The organism is Microbacterium awajiense (genome assembly GCF_039536545.1).
GTDB classification, from domain to species: domain Bacteria; phylum Actinomycetota; class Actinomycetes; order Actinomycetales; family Microbacteriaceae; genus Microbacterium; species Microbacterium awajiense.
The window spans coordinates 1,348,993-1,365,981 of record NZ_BAAAYU010000005.1; the positions used below are offsets into that span (position 1 = coordinate 1,348,993).

At 66.2% G+C, this 16,989-nt stretch carries 19 protein-coding genes; 13 read left to right on the forward strand and 6 right to left on the reverse strand.

The features are described 5' to 3' along the window. Positions 1–59 precede the first annotated feature (59 nt). From ABD663_RS12935 to ABD663_RS12985, 11 genes are all read left to right on the forward strand, one after another. Positions 60–671 carry a copper resistance CopC family protein gene (locus tag ABD663_RS12935; protein WP_344739197.1) on the forward strand — a complete coding sequence of 204 codons (612 nt, stop codon included), beginning with the start codon at positions 60–62 and terminating at the stop codon, positions 669–671. After that, positions 658–1,194, forward strand: a complete 537-nt coding sequence (locus ABD663_RS12940; protein ID WP_344739199.1) for a signal peptidase II — start codon at positions 658–660, stop codon at positions 1,192–1,194. Before ABD663_RS12935 ends, ABD663_RS12940 begins: the two co-directional genes overlap by 14 nt. Beyond that, positions 1,191–1,526, forward strand: a complete 336-nt coding sequence (locus ABD663_RS12945; RefSeq protein ID WP_344739201.1) for a DUF6804 family protein — start codon at positions 1,191–1,193, stop codon at positions 1,524–1,526. The genes ABD663_RS12940 and ABD663_RS12945 overlap by 4 nt, the downstream gene beginning before the upstream one ends. Further along, a complete protein-coding gene (locus ABD663_RS12950) occupies positions 1,523–2,125 on the forward strand; it encodes a TlpA family protein disulfide reductase (protein WP_344739203.1) in 603 nt (200 codons plus the stop codon). Before ABD663_RS12945 ends, ABD663_RS12950 begins: the two co-directional genes overlap by 4 nt. Continuing rightward, entirely contained in the window at positions 2,122–2,886 is a 765-nt protein-coding gene (locus ABD663_RS12955; RefSeq protein ID WP_344739205.1) for a cytochrome c biogenesis CcdA family protein, read from the forward strand. The genes ABD663_RS12950 and ABD663_RS12955 overlap by 4 nt, the downstream gene beginning before the upstream one ends. Continuing rightward, positions 2,867–4,555, forward strand: coding sequence for a cytochrome c biogenesis protein ResB (resB, locus tag ABD663_RS12960; protein ID WP_344739207.1), 1,689 nt, complete (start codon positions 2,867–2,869; stop codon positions 4,553–4,555). Before ABD663_RS12955 ends, resB begins: the two co-directional genes overlap by 20 nt. Next, on the forward strand, positions 4,552–5,493 hold the full coding sequence (locus ABD663_RS12965) for a cytochrome c oxidase assembly protein (RefSeq protein WP_344739210.1): 942 nt from the start codon (positions 4,552–4,554) through the stop codon (positions 5,491–5,493). The genes resB and ABD663_RS12965 overlap by 4 nt, the downstream gene beginning before the upstream one ends. A 3-nt stretch (positions 5,494–5,496) precedes the next feature. Then, complete coding sequence (gene lnt / locus ABD663_RS12970; RefSeq protein WP_344739213.1) at positions 5,497–7,134, forward strand: apolipoprotein N-acyltransferase; 1,638 nt, start codon at positions 5,497–5,499, stop codon at positions 7,132–7,134. 212 nt (positions 7,135–7,346) lie between these two features. After that, a complete protein-coding gene (locus tag ABD663_RS12975; protein ID WP_344739215.1) occupies positions 7,347–7,952 on the forward strand; it encodes a M23 family metallopeptidase in 606 nt (201 codons plus the stop codon). Positions 7,953–8,017: 65 nt separating this feature from the next. Continuing rightward, on the forward strand, positions 8,018–9,037 hold the full coding sequence (gene ccsB / locus ABD663_RS12980; RefSeq protein WP_344739217.1) for a c-type cytochrome biogenesis protein CcsB: 1,020 nt from the start codon (positions 8,018–8,020) through the stop codon (positions 9,035–9,037). 45 nt (positions 9,038–9,082) lie between these two features. Next, the gene (locus tag ABD663_RS12985) at positions 9,083–9,787 is read left to right on the forward strand and encodes a thioredoxin-like domain-containing protein (protein WP_344739219.1); all 705 of its coding nucleotides are present in this window, start codon (positions 9,083–9,085) and stop codon (positions 9,785–9,787) included. Positions 9,788–9,812: 25 nt separating this feature from the next. On the opposite strand, the gene ABD663_RS12990 is transcribed toward ABD663_RS12985, so the two are convergent. Further along, positions 9,813–11,858 carry a heavy metal translocating P-type ATPase gene (locus ABD663_RS12990; RefSeq protein ID WP_344739221.1) on the reverse strand — a complete coding sequence of 682 codons (2,046 nt, stop codon included), beginning with the start codon at positions 11,856–11,858 and terminating at the stop codon, positions 9,813–9,815. 87 nt (positions 11,859–11,945) lie between these two features. Between ABD663_RS12990 and ABD663_RS12995 the strand changes: the two genes are divergently transcribed. Beyond that, positions 11,946–12,278: an ArsR/SmtB family transcription factor gene (locus ABD663_RS12995; protein WP_344739223.1), complete on the forward strand. Its 333-nt coding sequence runs from the start codon at positions 11,946–11,948 to the stop codon at positions 12,276–12,278. A gap of 58 nt (positions 12,279–12,336) precedes the next feature. Here the strand turns inward: ABD663_RS12995 and ABD663_RS13000 are convergent, their stop codons facing one another. The 5 genes from ABD663_RS13000 to ABD663_RS13020 form a co-directional block, all read right to left on the reverse strand. Then, positions 12,337–13,632: an APC family permease gene (locus ABD663_RS13000; protein ID WP_344740243.1), complete on the reverse strand. Its 1,296-nt coding sequence runs from the start codon at positions 13,630–13,632 to the stop codon at positions 12,337–12,339. Between the two features lie 88 nt (positions 13,633–13,720). Next, on the reverse strand, positions 13,721–14,614 hold the full coding sequence (locus tag ABD663_RS13005; RefSeq protein WP_344739226.1) for a WD40/YVTN/BNR-like repeat-containing protein: 894 nt from the start codon (positions 14,612–14,614) through the stop codon (positions 13,721–13,723). Between the two features lie 56 nt (positions 14,615–14,670). Next, the gene (locus ABD663_RS13010; protein WP_344739228.1) at positions 14,671–15,252 is read right to left on the reverse strand and encodes a DUF305 domain-containing protein; all 582 of its coding nucleotides are present in this window, start codon (positions 15,250–15,252) and stop codon (positions 14,671–14,673) included. Between the two features lie 87 nt (positions 15,253–15,339). After that, positions 15,340–15,753, reverse strand: a complete 414-nt coding sequence (locus ABD663_RS13015) for a DUF6153 family protein (RefSeq protein ID WP_344739230.1) — start codon at positions 15,751–15,753, stop codon at positions 15,340–15,342. 176 nt (positions 15,754–15,929) lie between these two features. Then, the gene (locus tag ABD663_RS13020; protein ID WP_344739232.1) at positions 15,930–16,520 is read right to left on the reverse strand and encodes a DUF305 domain-containing protein; all 591 of its coding nucleotides are present in this window, start codon (positions 16,518–16,520) and stop codon (positions 15,930–15,932) included. A 162-nt stretch (positions 16,521–16,682) separates the two neighbouring features. On the opposite strand from ABD663_RS13020, the gene ABD663_RS13025 reads away from it, so the two are divergent. Continuing rightward, a complete protein-coding gene (locus tag ABD663_RS13025; protein ID WP_248240652.1) occupies positions 16,683–16,964 on the forward strand; it encodes a metal-sensitive transcriptional regulator in 282 nt (93 codons plus the stop codon). Positions 16,965–16,989: the final 25 nt, after the last annotated feature.

The following is a 16,989-nucleotide window of genomic DNA, read 5'->3' on the forward strand; positions in this document are numbered from 1 at the left end:
GAAGAGGATCTCTGCGAGCCGCATTGGCCCTCGGCGCTCTGCTCGCAAGTTGGCTGACGATGGCAAGCGCGGTGCCCGCCGCCGCCCACGACGAATTGCTCGGGTCGTACCCCGCCGCGGGGTCGACCATCGATGGGTCCCCGGCCGAGATCACCCTGACGTTCAGTGGCGAGCTGTTGACCGACCTGCAGTCGGCGACGATCGAAGTGATCGCCTCGAATGGTCAGGACGTTGCGGTGGACGACCCGTCGGTCGTCGACACCTCCATCACTCAGCATCTGGATCCCGACCCGCCGGATGGGGCTTTCGTCGTGCGATGGAAGGTTGTCTCCAGCGACGGTCATCCGATCAGCGGTGAGTACACGTACTCCGTGGCATCGCGCGACGCGTCGACCGACACTCCGACGCCAGGGCGGACGAGCGACACGTCGTCGGGACCGTCCCCGACACCGACCGCCTACGTCAGCAATCCTGGGCACGGCGACCCGACGGGGGGCGGAGCACTCATCCCTACCCTGGGAATCGTCACCGGTGCAGCGATCCTCGGCGGCGCAGTGTTGGTCGTTCTCATGGTGGGAAGAGAGCGCCGCCGCCGTGACCGCAGCGACGCGGCTGGGTCGGTCGATGCCGACGTCGGGGATGAGAGCGGGGCCACCGATGATCGGTCGTGAGCGATCGAACCGTTTTGCCGTGGCCTGTCTCGTCGCTGCCGTGGTCGCGCTGCTCGACCAGGCGACGAAGGCGATCGCGCTGACAGGATTGAGCCAGGATGAACGGATCCCGTTGCTGGGGAACCTGCTCGGGCTGCAGTTGGCGTTGAACCCGGGCGCAATTCTCTCCCTCGGCGGAGGGGCGACCTGGCTGCTGACGCTCCTCGGGATCGGGGCAATCACGCTGCTGGTCATCGCGGCAGCACGGGCCGGGTCCGGATGGTGGGCTGTGGGCATCGGTCTCTTGCTCGGCGGTGTGATCGGCAACGTGATAGACCGGCTGTTCGCGCCGCCGGCATTCGGGGCAGGGTATGTCACCGACTTCCTCGCCTACGGCAACCTGTTCATCGGCAATCTCGCGGACGTCGCGCTCGGTGCCGGCGTGGTCGTTCTCGCCCTGAGCGCCTGGCACCGAAGTCGCACCCGTATTGGGGATACTGCTGCGACTGCGGGCGTGACGGATGACGAGGCAGGTGGGTCATGATGGTGAAACCGCGCACGCCGTCGGTGTACCAGCGGAACGCGTTTGCGCCGGCACTGCTCGCCGCGGCCGTCCTGTTCCTTGCGCCGGTGCTGATGGATGGCGACTGGTTCACGCTGGTGCTCTACGTCGTGGCGATCTTCGCCGTCATCGTGGCTTGGTTCGCCATCCAGGCTCGGCACTGGTGGTGGGTGCCCGTATTCGTGGCGATCGCAGTGATCTGGAACCCGGTGTTCCCCTTCCCGTTCACTGGGCCGGCCTGGACGGCTGCGCAGCCAGTCGCCGCCGCGGTGTTCCTCGTTGCCGGCGCGATGATCAAGGTCAGGCGCCCATGAATCACCGCGCACCGATCGCCACCGCCTCGGTTCTGCTCGTCGCCGCTCTGCTCGCCGGGTGTGCGAGCAACGACTCGCTCGCGCAGCAGTACCGGGACGGGTCCGAGAAGGGCTACATCGCTGGAGACTTCCAGGTGTTCGAGATCCCGGAGGAGGAGCGCGGCGACCCGGTGGTGTTCGCGGGCGTGACCGAGACCGGCGAGGTGGCATCCAGCGATGACTACCGGGGTGGGGTGCTGGTGGTGAACTTCTGGTATGCCGCATGCGGCCCCTGCATCGTCGAGGCGCCGATGCTCGAGGAGGTTTGGCAGGAGTATCAGAACGAGGGTGTCGCGTTCCTCGGGGTGAACATCTATGACCAGCCAGCGACGGCACGCTCGTTCGCGCGCGACAACAACGTCACATACCCGAGCGTGATCGACGTGAACGATGGAAGCGTCAAGCTCGCGTTCGCACAGATCACTCCGATCCAGGCCACCCCGACCACGCTCGTCGTCGACCGCAACGGGCGGGTCGCTGCCCGGATCATCGGGCAGTTGGCGAGCCCATCGATCCTGTCCACCTTGGTTGCCGACACTCTCGCTGAGGGCAGCTCATGAACCCGGGAGCAGTGATCGTTGACGGGGCCCTGTGGGTGGCGATCCCGGTCGCGATGCTGGCAGGCCTGATCTCGTTCGTGTCTCCGTGTGTGCTGCCGCTGGTGCCCGGCTATCTTGGCTACCTCGGCAGCGCCACTCCCGCCATGCCCCCCACGACAAGCGCTGTCGGCGTGGTGACAGCCCAGCGATCCCGGCTGCTGCTGGGCGTTGCCCTATTCATCGCCGGGTTCACGGTGGTCTTCGTTGCCGCCACGATCCTCGGGGGCGCCTTCGGCTATCTGCTGGTGCAGTATGCAGGCATCCTCACCCGGGTGTTCGGTGTTGTCATCGTCATCCTCGGATTCGTCTTCTTGGGGTTCTTCGGCATCGCGCAACGTTCGCTCCGGCCACGCATTCGCGGCAGAGCCGGCGTGATCGGGGCGCCGCTGCTCGGAGTCGCACTCGGTGTCGGGTGGACCCCGTGCATGGGCCCCACGCTGGCGGCGATCATCTCCATGTCATGGAACCTCGGCGAGCCCGCCCGTGCCGGTCTGCTGGGCCTGGCCTACTCGTTGGGTCTCGGCGTCCCGTTCCTTCTGCTCGCTGCCGGGTGGGGGTGGGCATCCCGATCGGTGTCGTTCCTGCGTCGCCATATCCGCGCCCTGAACATCATCGGCGGATTGATGCTCGTCGCTCTCGGCCTGCTCATGGTGACGGGACTATGGACCGCGCTGATGTCGCAGCTGCAGCAGGTGGTGATCAATGTCCCGCTCCCGCTCTGACGACGGCACGGACGTGGTAACTGATCCGCTTCGGCCCGGCGATCACGCTGACGTCGACATGTCTGCCGAGATCACCCAGCCCACACTGGAAATCACGGGGTGGATGCGCTGGGGGTGGCGGCAGTTGACCAGCATGCGCACCGCATTGGTGCTGCTGCTGTTCCTTGCGCTTGCCGCTGTACCCGGGTCGCTGTTCCCGCAACGAAGTGCCGATCCCAACGGGGTCATCCAGTGGGAGCGGGACAACCCCGACGTCTTCGGTCTTGCGGACGCGGTCGGGCTGTTCGACGTGTACTCGTCGCCGTGGTTCTCCGCGATCTATCTGCTCTTGTTCACTTCTCTCATCGGCTGCGTAGTTCCTCGCGCGAAGCACCACTACAAGGCGCTCCGCTCCCGCCCACCGCGAACCCCTTCGCGCCTGTCCCGCCTGGCAGGACACCGGGAGGTTGTGCTGCCGGCACAGGAAGGCCCCGCTAACCCCGCGACGCATGCAATCGACGTCGCGGAGGAGCAGCTGAGGAAGTCCGGGTATCGAGTGGAGCGTTACGACGACCGAGGCGCGGTCTCCGTCTCGGCCGAACGTGGCTACCTGCGAGAGAGCGGCAACCTGATCTTCCACATCGCGCTCGTCGGCGTGCTGGTCTCGGTCGCGGTCGGCGGTTCGTTCACGTACACCGGCCAGCGGGTCGTGGTGGAGGGCACCACATTCGTCAACGCACTCAGCGACTACTCATCCTTCAATCCCGGCCGTTTCGTCGACGGCACCAGCCTCGCCCCGTATGCGCTTACTCTCGACGACTTTGGGGTGTCATACCAACTGCCCGGCACCCCAGGCGCGGGCCAAGCCGGTGATTTCTCGGCCAACGTCACCATTCGTCAGCCTGGAAGGGACGACCGAACCCAGAGCGTGCTCGTGAACCATCCGATCACCGTCGAAGGCGACCGCATCTACCTGCTCGGCAACGGGTACGCCCCTACGCTCACCGTCCGTGACGCGACTGGTGAGGTGGTGTACAGCGAGTCGCAGCCGTTCCTTCCGCAAGACTCCAACATGACGTCACTGGGGATCCTCAAGATCCCCGACGGGTTGCCCGAGCAAGTGGGGCTGGTCGGGTTCTTCTACCCCACCCAAGGGGTGCTGCCCTCCGGGGCGTTCACCTCGGTCTACCCCGACGTCATCAACCCCGTGCTGACCCTCAACGTGTTCAGTGGGGATCTCGGCATCGATGACGGTACACCCCGCTCGGTCTACACGCTCGAGGTCGACGGGCTCACCCAGCACACCGGCGGTGACACCGCCGCCGATTCCCTTGAGCTCACCCTCGGCGCCACCGCGAACCTGCCGAACGGATGGGGCACCGTCACCTGGGAGCAAGCCACGGCGGAGGAGCCCGTGAAGCGCTTCGCCTCCCTGCAGATCCGATCCGACCCCAGCAGCGCGTGGGTGCTGACGTTCTCTGTCCTCGCCGTTCTCGGCCTTTTCGCGGGGCTGTTCGTGCCCCGCCGCCGGCTCTGGGTGAGAGCCCGCACCACCCCGGACGGTGTGAATGTCGAGTACGCCGGACTCGCCCGTGGAGAAGACCCTGCTTTGGCTCGTGCTGTCGACGAGTTTGCGACCCGCCACGCGCAAGCTCTCGGTATCGGACAGCCGGCGAAGGGCACGCCGTGACGACCGTATGGATCCCGGACGCCCCGCCGACCCTTGCGGAGTTCCTCACCCCCGCCGCCCTCCCGGCCCCGGTGCTCCCGGTCGTCGCGGGGCTCCTCGCCGCCACGTACCTGGCTGGCGCGATTCGCCTGTGGGCGCGCGGCCGCGGCTGGCCGGTGTGGCGGACGATCAGCTTCCTGTTGGGCTGCGTCGCTCTCGCCGCCGTCACCGGGCTGGCGGTCGAGAACTACGGCTACGCCCTGTTCTCGGTGTTCATGTTCCAGCAGCTCACCCTGATGATGGCGATTCCGCCGCTGCTGGTCCTGGGCTCACCGGGCACACTGCTGCTGCGCGCAACCCCGCACCACGGCCCAGGCCTTCTGGTCCTGCGTGCCGCACACGCGGGGCGGCGCAGCCGGATCGCACGGTGGCTGCTGAGCCCGTGGCTGGCGGTGCCGCTCTACCTGTTCGCGTTCTACGGCCTCTACCTGGCGAACTTCGCCGACCCAATCCTGTCGACCGTCACCGGCCACACCCTGCTCGAGGTCGGGTTCCTGATCGCCGGGATGCTGTTCGCCCTCCCGGTCCTGTCGTCCGACCCGCTGCCGGTGCGGATGAGCCACGGCGGCCGCGCCCTGGACGTGTTTGCCGAAGCCGCCCTGCACGCCTTCTTCGGCGTGTTCTTGATGATGGCCACCAGCACCCTCGTGCAAGGGTTTGCCGATCCGACGACCACGCTGGGCATAGACCCGATCGAAGACCAGCGCCTCGCCGGCGGGCTGGCCTGGTCGTACGGCGAGGCCCCAACCTTGCTGATGCTCATCTACGTGATGCACCGATGGTTCCGCGACGACACAGCCAAGGCCGTCGCCGCCGACCGTCGGGCTGACGCCCACGGCAACCCCGAACTTGACGCCTACAACGACTACCTCACCCGACTCCACCAGAAAGACACCTGACCGATGCGCGCCCGCCCGCCCACACGAGCTCCGGCCGCGCCGCCGGCGCAAGCGCCGCCTCGCCGCGCCGCAGCTGCGTGGTCGCTGCCGCTGTGGGGGGCGGTGCTGGCATCCGCGGCGGCCGGGTTCCTTCTGGATCTCGCATCCCCGCCGGTGGGGTGGTGGCCGCTGACCTTCGTGAGCGTCACGGTCGCCCTGCTGTGCCTGGTCGGCCGCAGCATCCGCGGAGGGCTGCTGGTCGGCACTGTCTTCGGCGCCGTGTTCTACACCAGCCATCTGGTGTGGGTGGGGGAGTTCCTCGGCCCGGTGCCGTGGCTCGCCCTCGCTTGGCTCGAAGCGGTCCTGTTCGGCGCCGGTGCCGTGCCGATCACCCTCGCCTACCGATGGACAACGCGCTACTGGCCCCGTGGCCTCGTGCACCTGCTCGCGGTGCCGCTGCTGGTCGGGATGCTATGGGCGGCCCGTGAGGTGGTGATGGGTGCGTGGCCGTACTCCGGGTTCCCGTGGGCGCGGGTCGGCATGACCCAAGTGAGCGGGCCGCTCGCCGAGGTCGTGTCCTGGACGAGCGTGACCGGCCTGTCCCTGCTGATCGTCGCGGTGTGCGCGGCGGCGGTGCAGTGGATCCGTGCTGGCGGCATCCGGTTCGCGGTTGGTCTCCATCCCGCCATAGGTCTTGCTGTTCTCCTGGTTGTGACACCGCAGTTCCCGACCGCGTCGGCCGGAGAGTTCCGGGTCGGGTGGGTGCAGGGCAACGGCCCCACCGGGTACTTCGATGACAAGGCACCCGGCGACGTCCTCGCCGCGCAGACGGCGGCGACGCGCCCGCTCTACGGGCAGCCGGTGGATCTGCTGGCCTGGCCCGAGGGTGGCGTCGACGCCGACCCTCTCAGCGACCCCGGCGCCGCCGTCGCGCTGGACCGGGTGGTGCAAGCGGCGGGAGCGCCGCTGCTGATGAACGCCGCAACGACCCGCGGCGACCAGGTCTTCAACACGTCGCTCCTGTGGACCGCGGAACCCGCGGACCGACAATGGCACGACAAGGTCAACCCGGTCCCCTTCGGGGAGTACGTACCCGACCGCTGGTTCTACGAACTGATCGCCCGCGACCTGGTCGGCCTGATCCAACGCGAGTACAGCCCCGGCACAAACCCGCCGATCGTGCAGGTCGAGGATGTCGGGGTGGGATTGGCGATCTGCTTCGACGTGATCTATGACTCCGTGATCTGGAATGCCACACGACAGGGCGCGCAGTTGTTCGTATTCCAGACCAACAACGCCGACTTCCGAGGCACCGACGAAAACCTTCAGCAACTCGCCTTCGCTCGGATGCGCGCCATCGAGACGGGTCGCGCCGTCGTGAATGTCTCCACCGTAGGAACGAGTCAGGCCATCGCGCCGGACGGGACGACCCTCGGCAGCATCGACCTGGACACTGCGGGTGCGGTGATCAGTACCGTGCCGCTTCGCACGGGACTCACTCCGGCGACCGTCCTCGGCCCGTCTCTCAACGGTCTCGTCGTCGCCGGCGCCGTGATCGTTCTCGCAGCGTTCGGGGTTACCCATCGGCGCCGCGCTCCAGAGCGCGACCTGAACCCTACTGATCGACGAAGTCGACGGGAGTCGACGAGGGAGGATATGTGACTGCACACGCACACGCATCAGATACCGAACAGCCTCCGGTCCGCGCGAGGAGGCAGCGGCGACCGTACGCGAAGACGCCCAGCGGTCGCTCGTCGGGCACCCGCAGGCCCATTCGTGCTCTGTCGGGCATGGTGATGGTGGGAGGCCCTGTCGCTGGCTTCGCGCTACCTGCATATGGTGCCTGGCAACAGTCGGAACCAGCACCCCGCACCGTGCAGCAGGCCGCTTCGGGCGACGCTCAATCCCTCGTGGTTGCCTCGGGCGCGGCCGGAACGTCGCTTGCGCGGGAGAGCAATGCCGCGACGACTCAGGAGGAGATCGACCGGAAGAAGGCGGCCGAAGAAGCGGCTGCGCGCGCTCGCGCTTCGGCCGCTGTGGCGGCGACGCCCTTCGACTACGGGATGGTCACCCCCGGCACCGGCGTCGTGCGCTGGCCGCTGGGAGGGCCGTTCACGGTGGGAGATCGATTCGGTGCCCGAGGCGGCGCTCACATGGGTACCGACATGCTGGCTGCGGGTGGAACGCCTGTATACGCGGCTGTCGATGGCGTCGTGAGGATCTCGCAGGACAGCTATGGCGCATATGGTGTCGCGGTCGTGGTGGAATCCGTGATCAACGGACAGCCGGTTGGGACGGTCTATCCGCATATGCGGACCGGCAGCCGCCAAGTCTCCGTGGGCCAGTCCGTGGCCTCTGGTCAGCTGGTCGGCCTGGTCGGCAGTACCGGGCGATCCACCGCCAACCACCTGCACTTCGAGGTTTACATCGACGGAGCTGCGATCGACTCGCTGGCGTGGCTCCAAGCGAACGCAGGCTGACATATGCAGTCCGCCAGACAGCACTACCTCTTTACCGCTCCTGACCAAGACTGGACGACTCAGCCATGACCGACACACTCTCCCTCGACGGTATTTCGCTGCTCCTCGTGTGGACGGCGATCGCCACGTATCTGCTCGCGTTCATCGCATACGTCATCGACCTCGCTCAACGCTCGGTGCCAGCCCCCTTGAGGCAACTGGAGCCGGCAGCGGTCGGTGCGGCGGCAGCAGTGAGCGCGCAGAACGGCGGATTGCGGGTTGGCCCGGCAGATGTCATCCACGTGCCGCCACAGCAGCGGCCGCGGCCGCTGCTGTGGGCCCGGATTGGAACGTCCTTGACGATTCTCGCGTTCCTCTTCCACGTGTCCGGAACCGTTCTGCGCGGGATCTCGGCTGGTCGGGTGCCGTGGGCGAACATGTACGAATTCGCGCTGACCGGCACCGTCCTGATCGTCGCGGTCTATCTGCTGGTGCTCCGCCGCTACGACCTCCGCTTCCTCGGCGCGTTCCTGGTCGGCATGATCGTGCTGCTCCTGGGCGGTGCGACCATCACGTTCTACGTCGAGGTCGTCCCCCTGGTGGACCCGCTCAAGAGCGCATGGCTGGTCATCCACGTCTTCGTCGCGTCGCTTGCGACCGCCTTGTTCGCGCTCGCCAGCGGCCTCGCGACGACACAGTTGCTGCAGGCTCGCCGAGAACGCCGCCTCGCCGCCGGGGCCTCGGCGGGCGGCGTCCGGCCGCCTGGACCGCGATTCCTCGGTACCTTGCCGTCCGCGGAGGCGCTCGAGTCCCTCGCATATAGGTTCGTGATCGTCGGGTTCATGTTCTGGACATTCACGCTGATCGCCGGCGCCATCTGGGCCAACGACTCCTGGGGGCGCTATTGGGGGTTCGACACCAAGGAGGTGTGGACGTTCGTGATCTGGGTGCTCTACGCCGGCTACATCCATGCACGCGCCACGCGCGGCTGGCGGGGCACCCGATCCGCGTGGCTGTGCATCATCGGGTTCGCCACGGTGCTGTTCAATTTCACCATCGTCAACACGCTGTTCAAAGGGCTCCACGCCTATTCCGGGCTCACCTGAGATCAACGTTCCGACCCCCCTCCCGCACTGACTTGGAGCATCCGAATGACACCGACATCCTCAAACCCGGCCGACCGGGGTCACGACGGCAAGGCAAACGCCGGTCTGACCATCAAGCAGCAACGCGAGCTCAAGCGAAAGGAGAAGCTCGCCGAGTATCAGAAGCAACTCGCCAAGCGACGTCGCGGAAGGCTGGTCTGGTGGGTTGTCGGCTCCACCGCGGCGGTCGTGATCATCGGGCTCGTCGTCGCATCCGTGGTGTTCGCCCCGTCACCACCGAAAGAGTACGAGGCCGGCAGTGAGGGTGCCACCATCGCCGGCGTCGAGACCTTCTCCAACACCGCACAGCACGTCGCCGGTGTCGTCGAGTACGAGCAGAGCCCGCCGGCAGGCGGCCCTCACAACGCCGTGTGGCTCAACTGCGGTGTCTACAACCAGCCTGTGCCCAATGAGAACGCCGTCCACTCGATGGAGCACGGTGCCGTGTGGGTGACCTACAACCCCGACGAGATCGCCGGCGCTGAACTGGCGACGCTCAACGGCTACCTGCCGTCGACATACGTCATACTCTCCCCGTTCGAAGGCCTGGACGCGCCGATCGTGCTCTCGAACTGGAACAACCAGCTCAAGGTCGATTCCGCCGACGATCCTCGTATCAGTCAGTTCCTCGAGGAATACTGGCGCAGCCAGAACGCCCCGGAACCGGGTGCCGCCTGCACGGGCGCGCTTGATGCCCCCGGAAAGCAATGAGTCGGGCGAACCGTGGCCGGGGCGTTCATCGCTCGGGCTCGTCTTCGTGATCAATGCCGTGGTGCTCCCTACCTTGTTCGAAGCGCAGTAGGCGGAGCGCGTTGGCCACGACGATCAGGGTGGATCCTTCGTGGATGAGCACCACGGCTCCGATGGTGAGGCCGAGGAACGTCGCGATGATGAGGAACGCAACGACCAGGAGGCTCGCGACGAGGTTCTGACGGATGATCCTGCTGGTCGCCCGGCTCAGCCTGAGGGCGAACGGCAGGCGACCGAGATCGTCGCTCATCAGCGCGATGTCGCACGTCTCCAACGCGACGGTCGAACCGGCCGCGCCCATGGCGATCCCGACGTCGGCGCGGGCCATCGCGGGGGCGTCGTTGACACCGTCACCGACCATTGCGATGGGCCGATGAGTCTCCACAAGCCGGGTGATCTGAGTGACCTTGTCTTCGGGAAGGAGGCCGCCGATCGCCGTGTCCACGCCCACTTCTCGTCCGACCGCGTCAGCGACGCGCTGGTTGTCTCCGGATATCAGCACAAGCTGCCCCACGTCGGCGTCGCGCAGCTTGCTGAGTACCTGGACGGACTCGGCGCGTGAGGCGTCCATCACCCCGACCATCCCGAGGAATTGGTCGCCGCGCCGCACGATCATGAGCGTCTGACCGGAGTCTCGCGCCCGGGTGTAGGCGTTGGCCAGTGTGCCGGGAAGTTCAAGCTGCTGCTCATCGAACATGCGGAGGTTGCCGACCTCGACCCGCTCTCCCTCGATCGTGGCGGTGATGCCGCGGCCGACGACCGCCGCGAGTTCAGACGCAGAGAGCTGATCGCCCTCGGACACGCGCGGGGCGAGGTCGCGGACGATCGCGGCGGCGAGGGGGTGATCACTCAACGCCTCGGCCGCCACCAACGTACGCACCAGTTCCATCTCTGGGACGTCGGCGGCCGGTGTGATCGAGGTGACCCGTGGTGCACCCCACGTCAGGGTGCCGGTCTTGTCGAACGCGATCGCCCGTACTCGGCCGAGTGTCTCGAGGGGGGCGCCCCCCTTCACGAGGACGCCGGCGCGGGCGGCACGGGCCACACCCGCGAGGACCGCCGCCGGTATGGCAATGGCGAGAGCACAGGGACTCGCCGCGACGAGCACCGTCATGGCGAGATAGAACGCGTCGGAGAACGGCTGTGCAAACGCGTACATGGAAATCAGTAGCGTCGCGACGACGCCGAGGATCACGGCGGGCACGTACCAGCGCTGAAACTTGTCGATGAACTGCTGCGTCGGAGAGGCGGCCTGGTCGGCGGTGCGGACCAGTTCGACGACCCTGCTGAGCGTCGAGTCCGCTGCGGTCGCGGTGACGTCGATCTCGAGCACTCCGGGCCCGTTCACCGTGCCAGCGAAGACCCGGTTGACGGCAGGGAGCGAGTCGACGGTGCGCATTGCGCGCTCCGCATCGGCGACCGGCTCTTTCTCCACCGGTATCGACTCTCCGGTGACCGCGGACTGGTCCACGGCGGAAGTGCCCGAGATCACGAACCCGTCCGAAGGAATTCGGGAGTTCGGGCGGATGACCACGACATCCCCAACTGCGATCTCCTCTACTGGGACTTCCACCGGCTCATCACCGTCTCGGCGCACTAGCGCACTGCGAGGGGCGAGTTCAGCGAGGGACTCGATGGACTTGCTGGCGCGGCTGAGCGCGTATTCCTCCAGTGCGTGGCCGAGGCTGAACAGGAACAGGAGCACCGCGCCCTCAGCCCAGCGGCCGATCAACGCTGCTCCGGCGGCGGCCACGAGCATGAGGAAGTCGACCTCGAATCTCGCGCGCAGCGTCGAGGTGATCGCCGTGCGGACCGTGAAGAACCCGCCGAAGAAATAGGTCGCCAGGAAGAAGGCCAACGGCCACCCGATGAGCGGCAGCCCCAGCGCGAACTCCGCGATCATGCCGCCGGCATAGGTAATCCCCGCAATGATGGCGAACCACAGTTCCCATCGCGCGGATCCATGAGCGTGCTCGCTCTTCTTGTCGGTGGATGTAGTCGCGGTGTCGGTGTGGGTGGGGGATGCAGTCACCTGTTCACGATACATCACAAGATCATGATATTTCGTAAGTGTGAATGATTATCGTGAACTCCGTGATCCCACGGCACAATGGAGCACATGGTTGGTGCTGCGACGGGCCGCGAATCCAGTCCGCTATCCGTTGCCGATGCCGATCGGCTCGCTGAGATCATGCAGGCTCTCGGCTCGTCGGTGCGGTTGCGTATCCTCAGCGCGCTCCGCTATCGGCCCAGTACGGTGACCGAACTCAGTGAGCTGTTGCAGATCGGCCAGACGACTGCGTCGAACCACCTCCGGTTGCTGAGACATCTCAGCCTCGTCTCGGGGAGTCGTGACGGCCGACACATTCACTATTCCCTCTTCGACGACCACGTCTCCGAGCTACTCGACGAAGCCATCGGTCATCTTGAGCATCTGCCGACACGAGGGTGAGCTGCTTCTCCAGTAATCGGGTGCGACGGGGTCGGATGCCGACCTGACGGCGGTGACTCTACGAGCGGTCGTCGTCAGCGTTCCGTCGGGCGACGGTGATTGATTGTCCGATGAAGATCGCGGCGGCGATCCCGACCGCGACGAGGACCGTCGGCAGATTTGATTGAGACTTGAGCACGGTGAACGGAATGAGAATCGCGATATCGAGTCCGATCGTGAGGGCGGGCAACCACCAGTTCGCTTGGATCTTCTTGCGAAGGTGGAGGGTGACCCCCCACTGCACGGCGATGTCCATCGTCAGGTAGAGGAACACGCCTATGGAGGCGATCTGGGTCAGGTCCAGGAGGGCGGTGACGGCGATGGCGAGTCCGGCGGTGATGATCAACGGCTGATGCGGCACCTTCTGCGGTAGCGAGGGCGCCTGCTTCATCTCTTGCAGCATCCCGTACAGCCGGGACACTGAGTACAGGCTCGCGAGCAGGCCGGACAGCGTTGCCACGACGGCGATCGCGACGGTCAGCCCGACCCCCCACACGCCGAAGAGGGGGTCGGCGGCTTCGGCGAGTGCATAGTCGCGGGCATCGACAGCCCCCTTGGCGCCGATGCTCGCCTCGACGGACAGGGCGATCAGGAGGTAGAGGACGGCGCAGATCGTGAGGGAGATCACGATGGAGCGGGCGATGTTGTGTTTGGCGTCGCGGATGTCATCGCCCTGATTGGTGATGGTCGTGAATCCCTTGTACGCAAGGACGCACAGGGCAACCCCGGCGAGAATTCCGAACGGCTCCACGGGGTCACCCGAGGCTTCGGAGAAGAAGCCACCACCGGACACCGCGGCCGCCACCAATCCCGCGATGGCGAGCACGGCGATGCCGAGGATCTTCACGATCGCCGTGGTCATCGCCGACTTCTCCACCAGCGCATTGCCGACGAGGTTCACGACCGCAGCGGCGACGATGGCGGCGATACCGAGGACCGGTACCAGAACGGCCGAGTCCTGCAGGCCGAACGGGCGCAGGAGGTAGGTGCCGAAGGTACGGGCCAGCAGGCTCTCCGCGACCACCATGGAGACATACATGAAGAGGGTGAACGAGCCGGCGACGACGCCAGACCCATAGGCATCCTTCAGTAGCATCGCGATCCCGCCGGAGGACGGGTTCACGCTCGAGTAGCGGCTGTACGCGTAGGAGCTCGCGCCGGCGACGGCCGCTCCGGCTACGAACGCGATGGGGAACCAGTCCCCGGCGAACCCGGCAACCTGGCCGACCAGCGCGAAGATACCCGCGCCGATCATCACCCCGGTGCCCAACGAGACCGAACCGGCGAGTGAGATCTTCTTGTCGCCAGAGGTCATTGGCCGACATCTCGCGTTGGCTCGAGCGGGTTGACCCCGCCGGCGGAACGGAGACGACCGACGCGGGCGGCTCGGGGCAGTGCCGGGATCACGATGCGGGCTCCGTTTCGATGACGAGCTGCCACGTCTTGCCACCGTCCGTCGTGACACGCACCCCGCCCTCATCGGCGATTGCGACTGTCCCGTCCGCGGCCGCCGCGATCGCCGCAGCGGCCCCGGTTGCCCGACCTGCCGTGCTCCACGACGAGCCCGGTACAGTGCTGCCGGTCCAGATCGTGCCATCCGTTCCCACCCCGATGATTCCTTCCTGAACAGTGGGGTCCGCGGCGATCACCACCAGAACGGGAGCGTCCTGGACGGGTGAGAAGGTGGCACCGCCGTCACGGCTTACCATCAGGCCGTCGGCGGTCGTGGCGGTGACGACGTCGGGCTGAACCGTGTCGATGCTGATGTCACGCGCGGTCAGCGCCGCGAGATCCACCCAGGTCTGACCGGCATCAGTGCTTGCCGCCAGCACAGCCCGGTCCGAGGGCAGCCCGAGGATGAACTCGGGCGCGGCGGGTGTGGTCGCAAGCATGTGGAAGTCGGTGATCCCTGCCAGTGACACCTGCTCCCAACCGGATTCCGTATGCCGGACCAGCCCGATGTTCGGCGCGATGAAGGTGGCATCGTCCGATTCGGGGCCGGGGTGACCAGACGCGAGAAGACTGTCGCCCTGGACAGTCAGCCCCATCGCATCGAAGGCGGTGCCTCCGACGACGGAAACCTCACCACCGGTCAGGTCCGCGCGGTAGACACCGGTGTGTGCACCGACCAGCAGCGCACCGACTGGATCGAAGGCGACGTCATGGACGTGCTGAATGGGTTCGGTAGGAGCCGACGGGGCGGCCTGGTCTTCTGTGACAGCAGCGCAGGCGGTGACAGTGATGGCCAATGCCCCGGCAAGACCGAGGGTGGCAAGAAAGCGGGTGTGTGTGCGCATAGTGGTGGCGTTTCTCCGTGGACAGGGCCGGCCAGGTCTGACCGGCCCCAGTCCGGTTAGAGGGTCGCGAGAATGTCCTCCATCGTGGTGATCTCCGTGGTCTGCGAGGCGATGATGTTCTCGGCGAGGGCGATCACTTCGGCGTTCTGACCGCCTTCCACCTCGGTCTGCGCCATCTCGATCGCGCCCTCGTGGTGCATGATCATCTGCTCCAGGAAGAGACGGGACGCCTCCACGCCGGTGGCATCCTGAAGGGCTTGCATGTCGGTGTCCGACATCATCCCTCCGTGATCCATTCCGTCCATGTCCCCCATCGGGGCGCCCCAGTCATCGAGCCAGGACTCCATGAGCTCGATCTCCGGGCCCTGGGCGGCCTTGATCTGTTCGGCCAGGACCACGACGCGCTCGTCGATGTCGTCCTTCGCGAGGACCATGTCGGCCATCTCGACAGCTTGTTCGTGGTGAGGGATCATCATCATCGCGAACTGAACATCGGAGCTGTTCACGTCGACGTCCGCGGATGTCGATGAGTCCATTCCGGGCATATCACCCGGTCCGGTAGCGGTGCTGGCGCAACCGGCGAGGGCAAGTATGGCGGTAAGGGCGATTGCGGCGGTCGCCGCAGCGCGGTTCTTCAATTGGGGTTCTCCTTAGTCGTGTGTGACGCGCACGATCGGGCGATCGCACGCGGAAGCTCGGCTGACCGATAGATCAGCAGGCTGAGATCACGTACGACTGATGCAGAGAACGAGAAGAGACGGCGGTCGCGACCGCGAGATCCTGCCGGTGATCAGGACTGGTCCGGCTCGGCCGAACGTGACACCCCAACTGACGCCGACGCGGGGAAGCAGAATCAGGAGCGACGCGACCAGGAGGACGAACACGCACGCCATTGCCAGCATGGCCTCGTGCCCGCCGCAGTCCGCACAGCCCGCGTCGGTCGATGATGCGTGAGGATCCGAGGGAGAGCCCGCGTCAGGCATCGACATCGCGGCAGGCTCGCTATGAGTGGTGGGGGTGTTCAGCGCGTGCATCGCCATCAGTCCGAACGCGAGCGCGGCAGTGAGGACGATGAGCAGGAACACAGAACGGCCCGCCCCGAAAACGGAGCGGCGCGGATGCTGTGCGATAGCGATCACCGAGATCTCACCTCCCCTCCCGTTCAGGGTAATCGCACGGCGCTGGAAGGGCGATCGACATCATCGCCGACGGGCGCCGATTCTCACGTTCGGAGTCGACACGACCGGGGCTGAGTCCGGCCATGCCGACGTTGCGCGACGCCTCTCGGTCGCCAGCGCGGACACGCCCCGGCCGGTCAGCGATCCGCGCACTGGCGATCAGCTGGTTCGTCGAATGTCGGCACGGGGCGCGCCTGGGCGTCTTCCGATGTCAGAGCCAGGCCGTTCTCCCGGATGTCTGCGGTGAGCCAATCCATCTCGAGGATCTCGCGCTTCTGCGCCTCACTGATCGCGACGGCGAGTTCGCAGACGCGGACGTCTTGTATCTGAGCCCGTTCCGATCGGGTGATCGCGAGAGAGTGGTGGGGGATCATGCCCTGCATGAATCCGATGTCGTCGACCGTGATCTGGCTGCGATCCAGATAGATGCCGCCGCCGATCAGCAGAACTCCGGCGACGATGATCGCGATGTTCGCCTTGGTGTTCTTATACATGTCGAGCATCCAGGCGAGCATGATGAGCACCATCGTCCCGCCCATGGTGATCGCCATGAAGATGCGGCTCTCGCTGAGACGGATGTGGCCCCATTCCCACGAGCCGGCGAACATGACGAAGTACATCACGACGACCGCGGTGAGGATCATGGCGCCGAATCGGATGTACATCGCGCGTGACTTGCGGGTCTCGCCCCGGTCCTGCGGGTCGGTGTGTTGCGGTTCTTCCGGCATGACGCGTCCTTTCGAGTAGGGAGGCTGGCCCATGTATGAAGGCAGCACGCTACCTCTCGGCGGCTGATCGGCACACAGGCCTTGCCATACCGTGCCGGGGTAGAGTAAAGGAGCATCAGTTCCCTCTTGACGTGCATACCCATGGGGGGTATAGTCACCCATGTGAACGGCTACGTGGCGAACAAGGATGACCTGCTCAAGAGGCTGCGACGTGCCGAAGGGCAGGTGCGGGGCATCGCGCGGATGGTCGAGGAAGACAAGTACTGCATCGACATCCTCACGCAGGTGTCGGCGGCGACCAGGGCGCTCGAGACGGTGGCTCTCAGTCTTCTCGGCGATCACCTGAGCCACTGCGTGGCGGAAGCCAGTGCCGAGGGTGGCCCGGTCGCGGCGGAGAAGATCCGCGAGGCCAACGATGCCATCGCCCGCCTCGTGCGTTCCTGAGACCCCCGACGATGAAGGAGACACC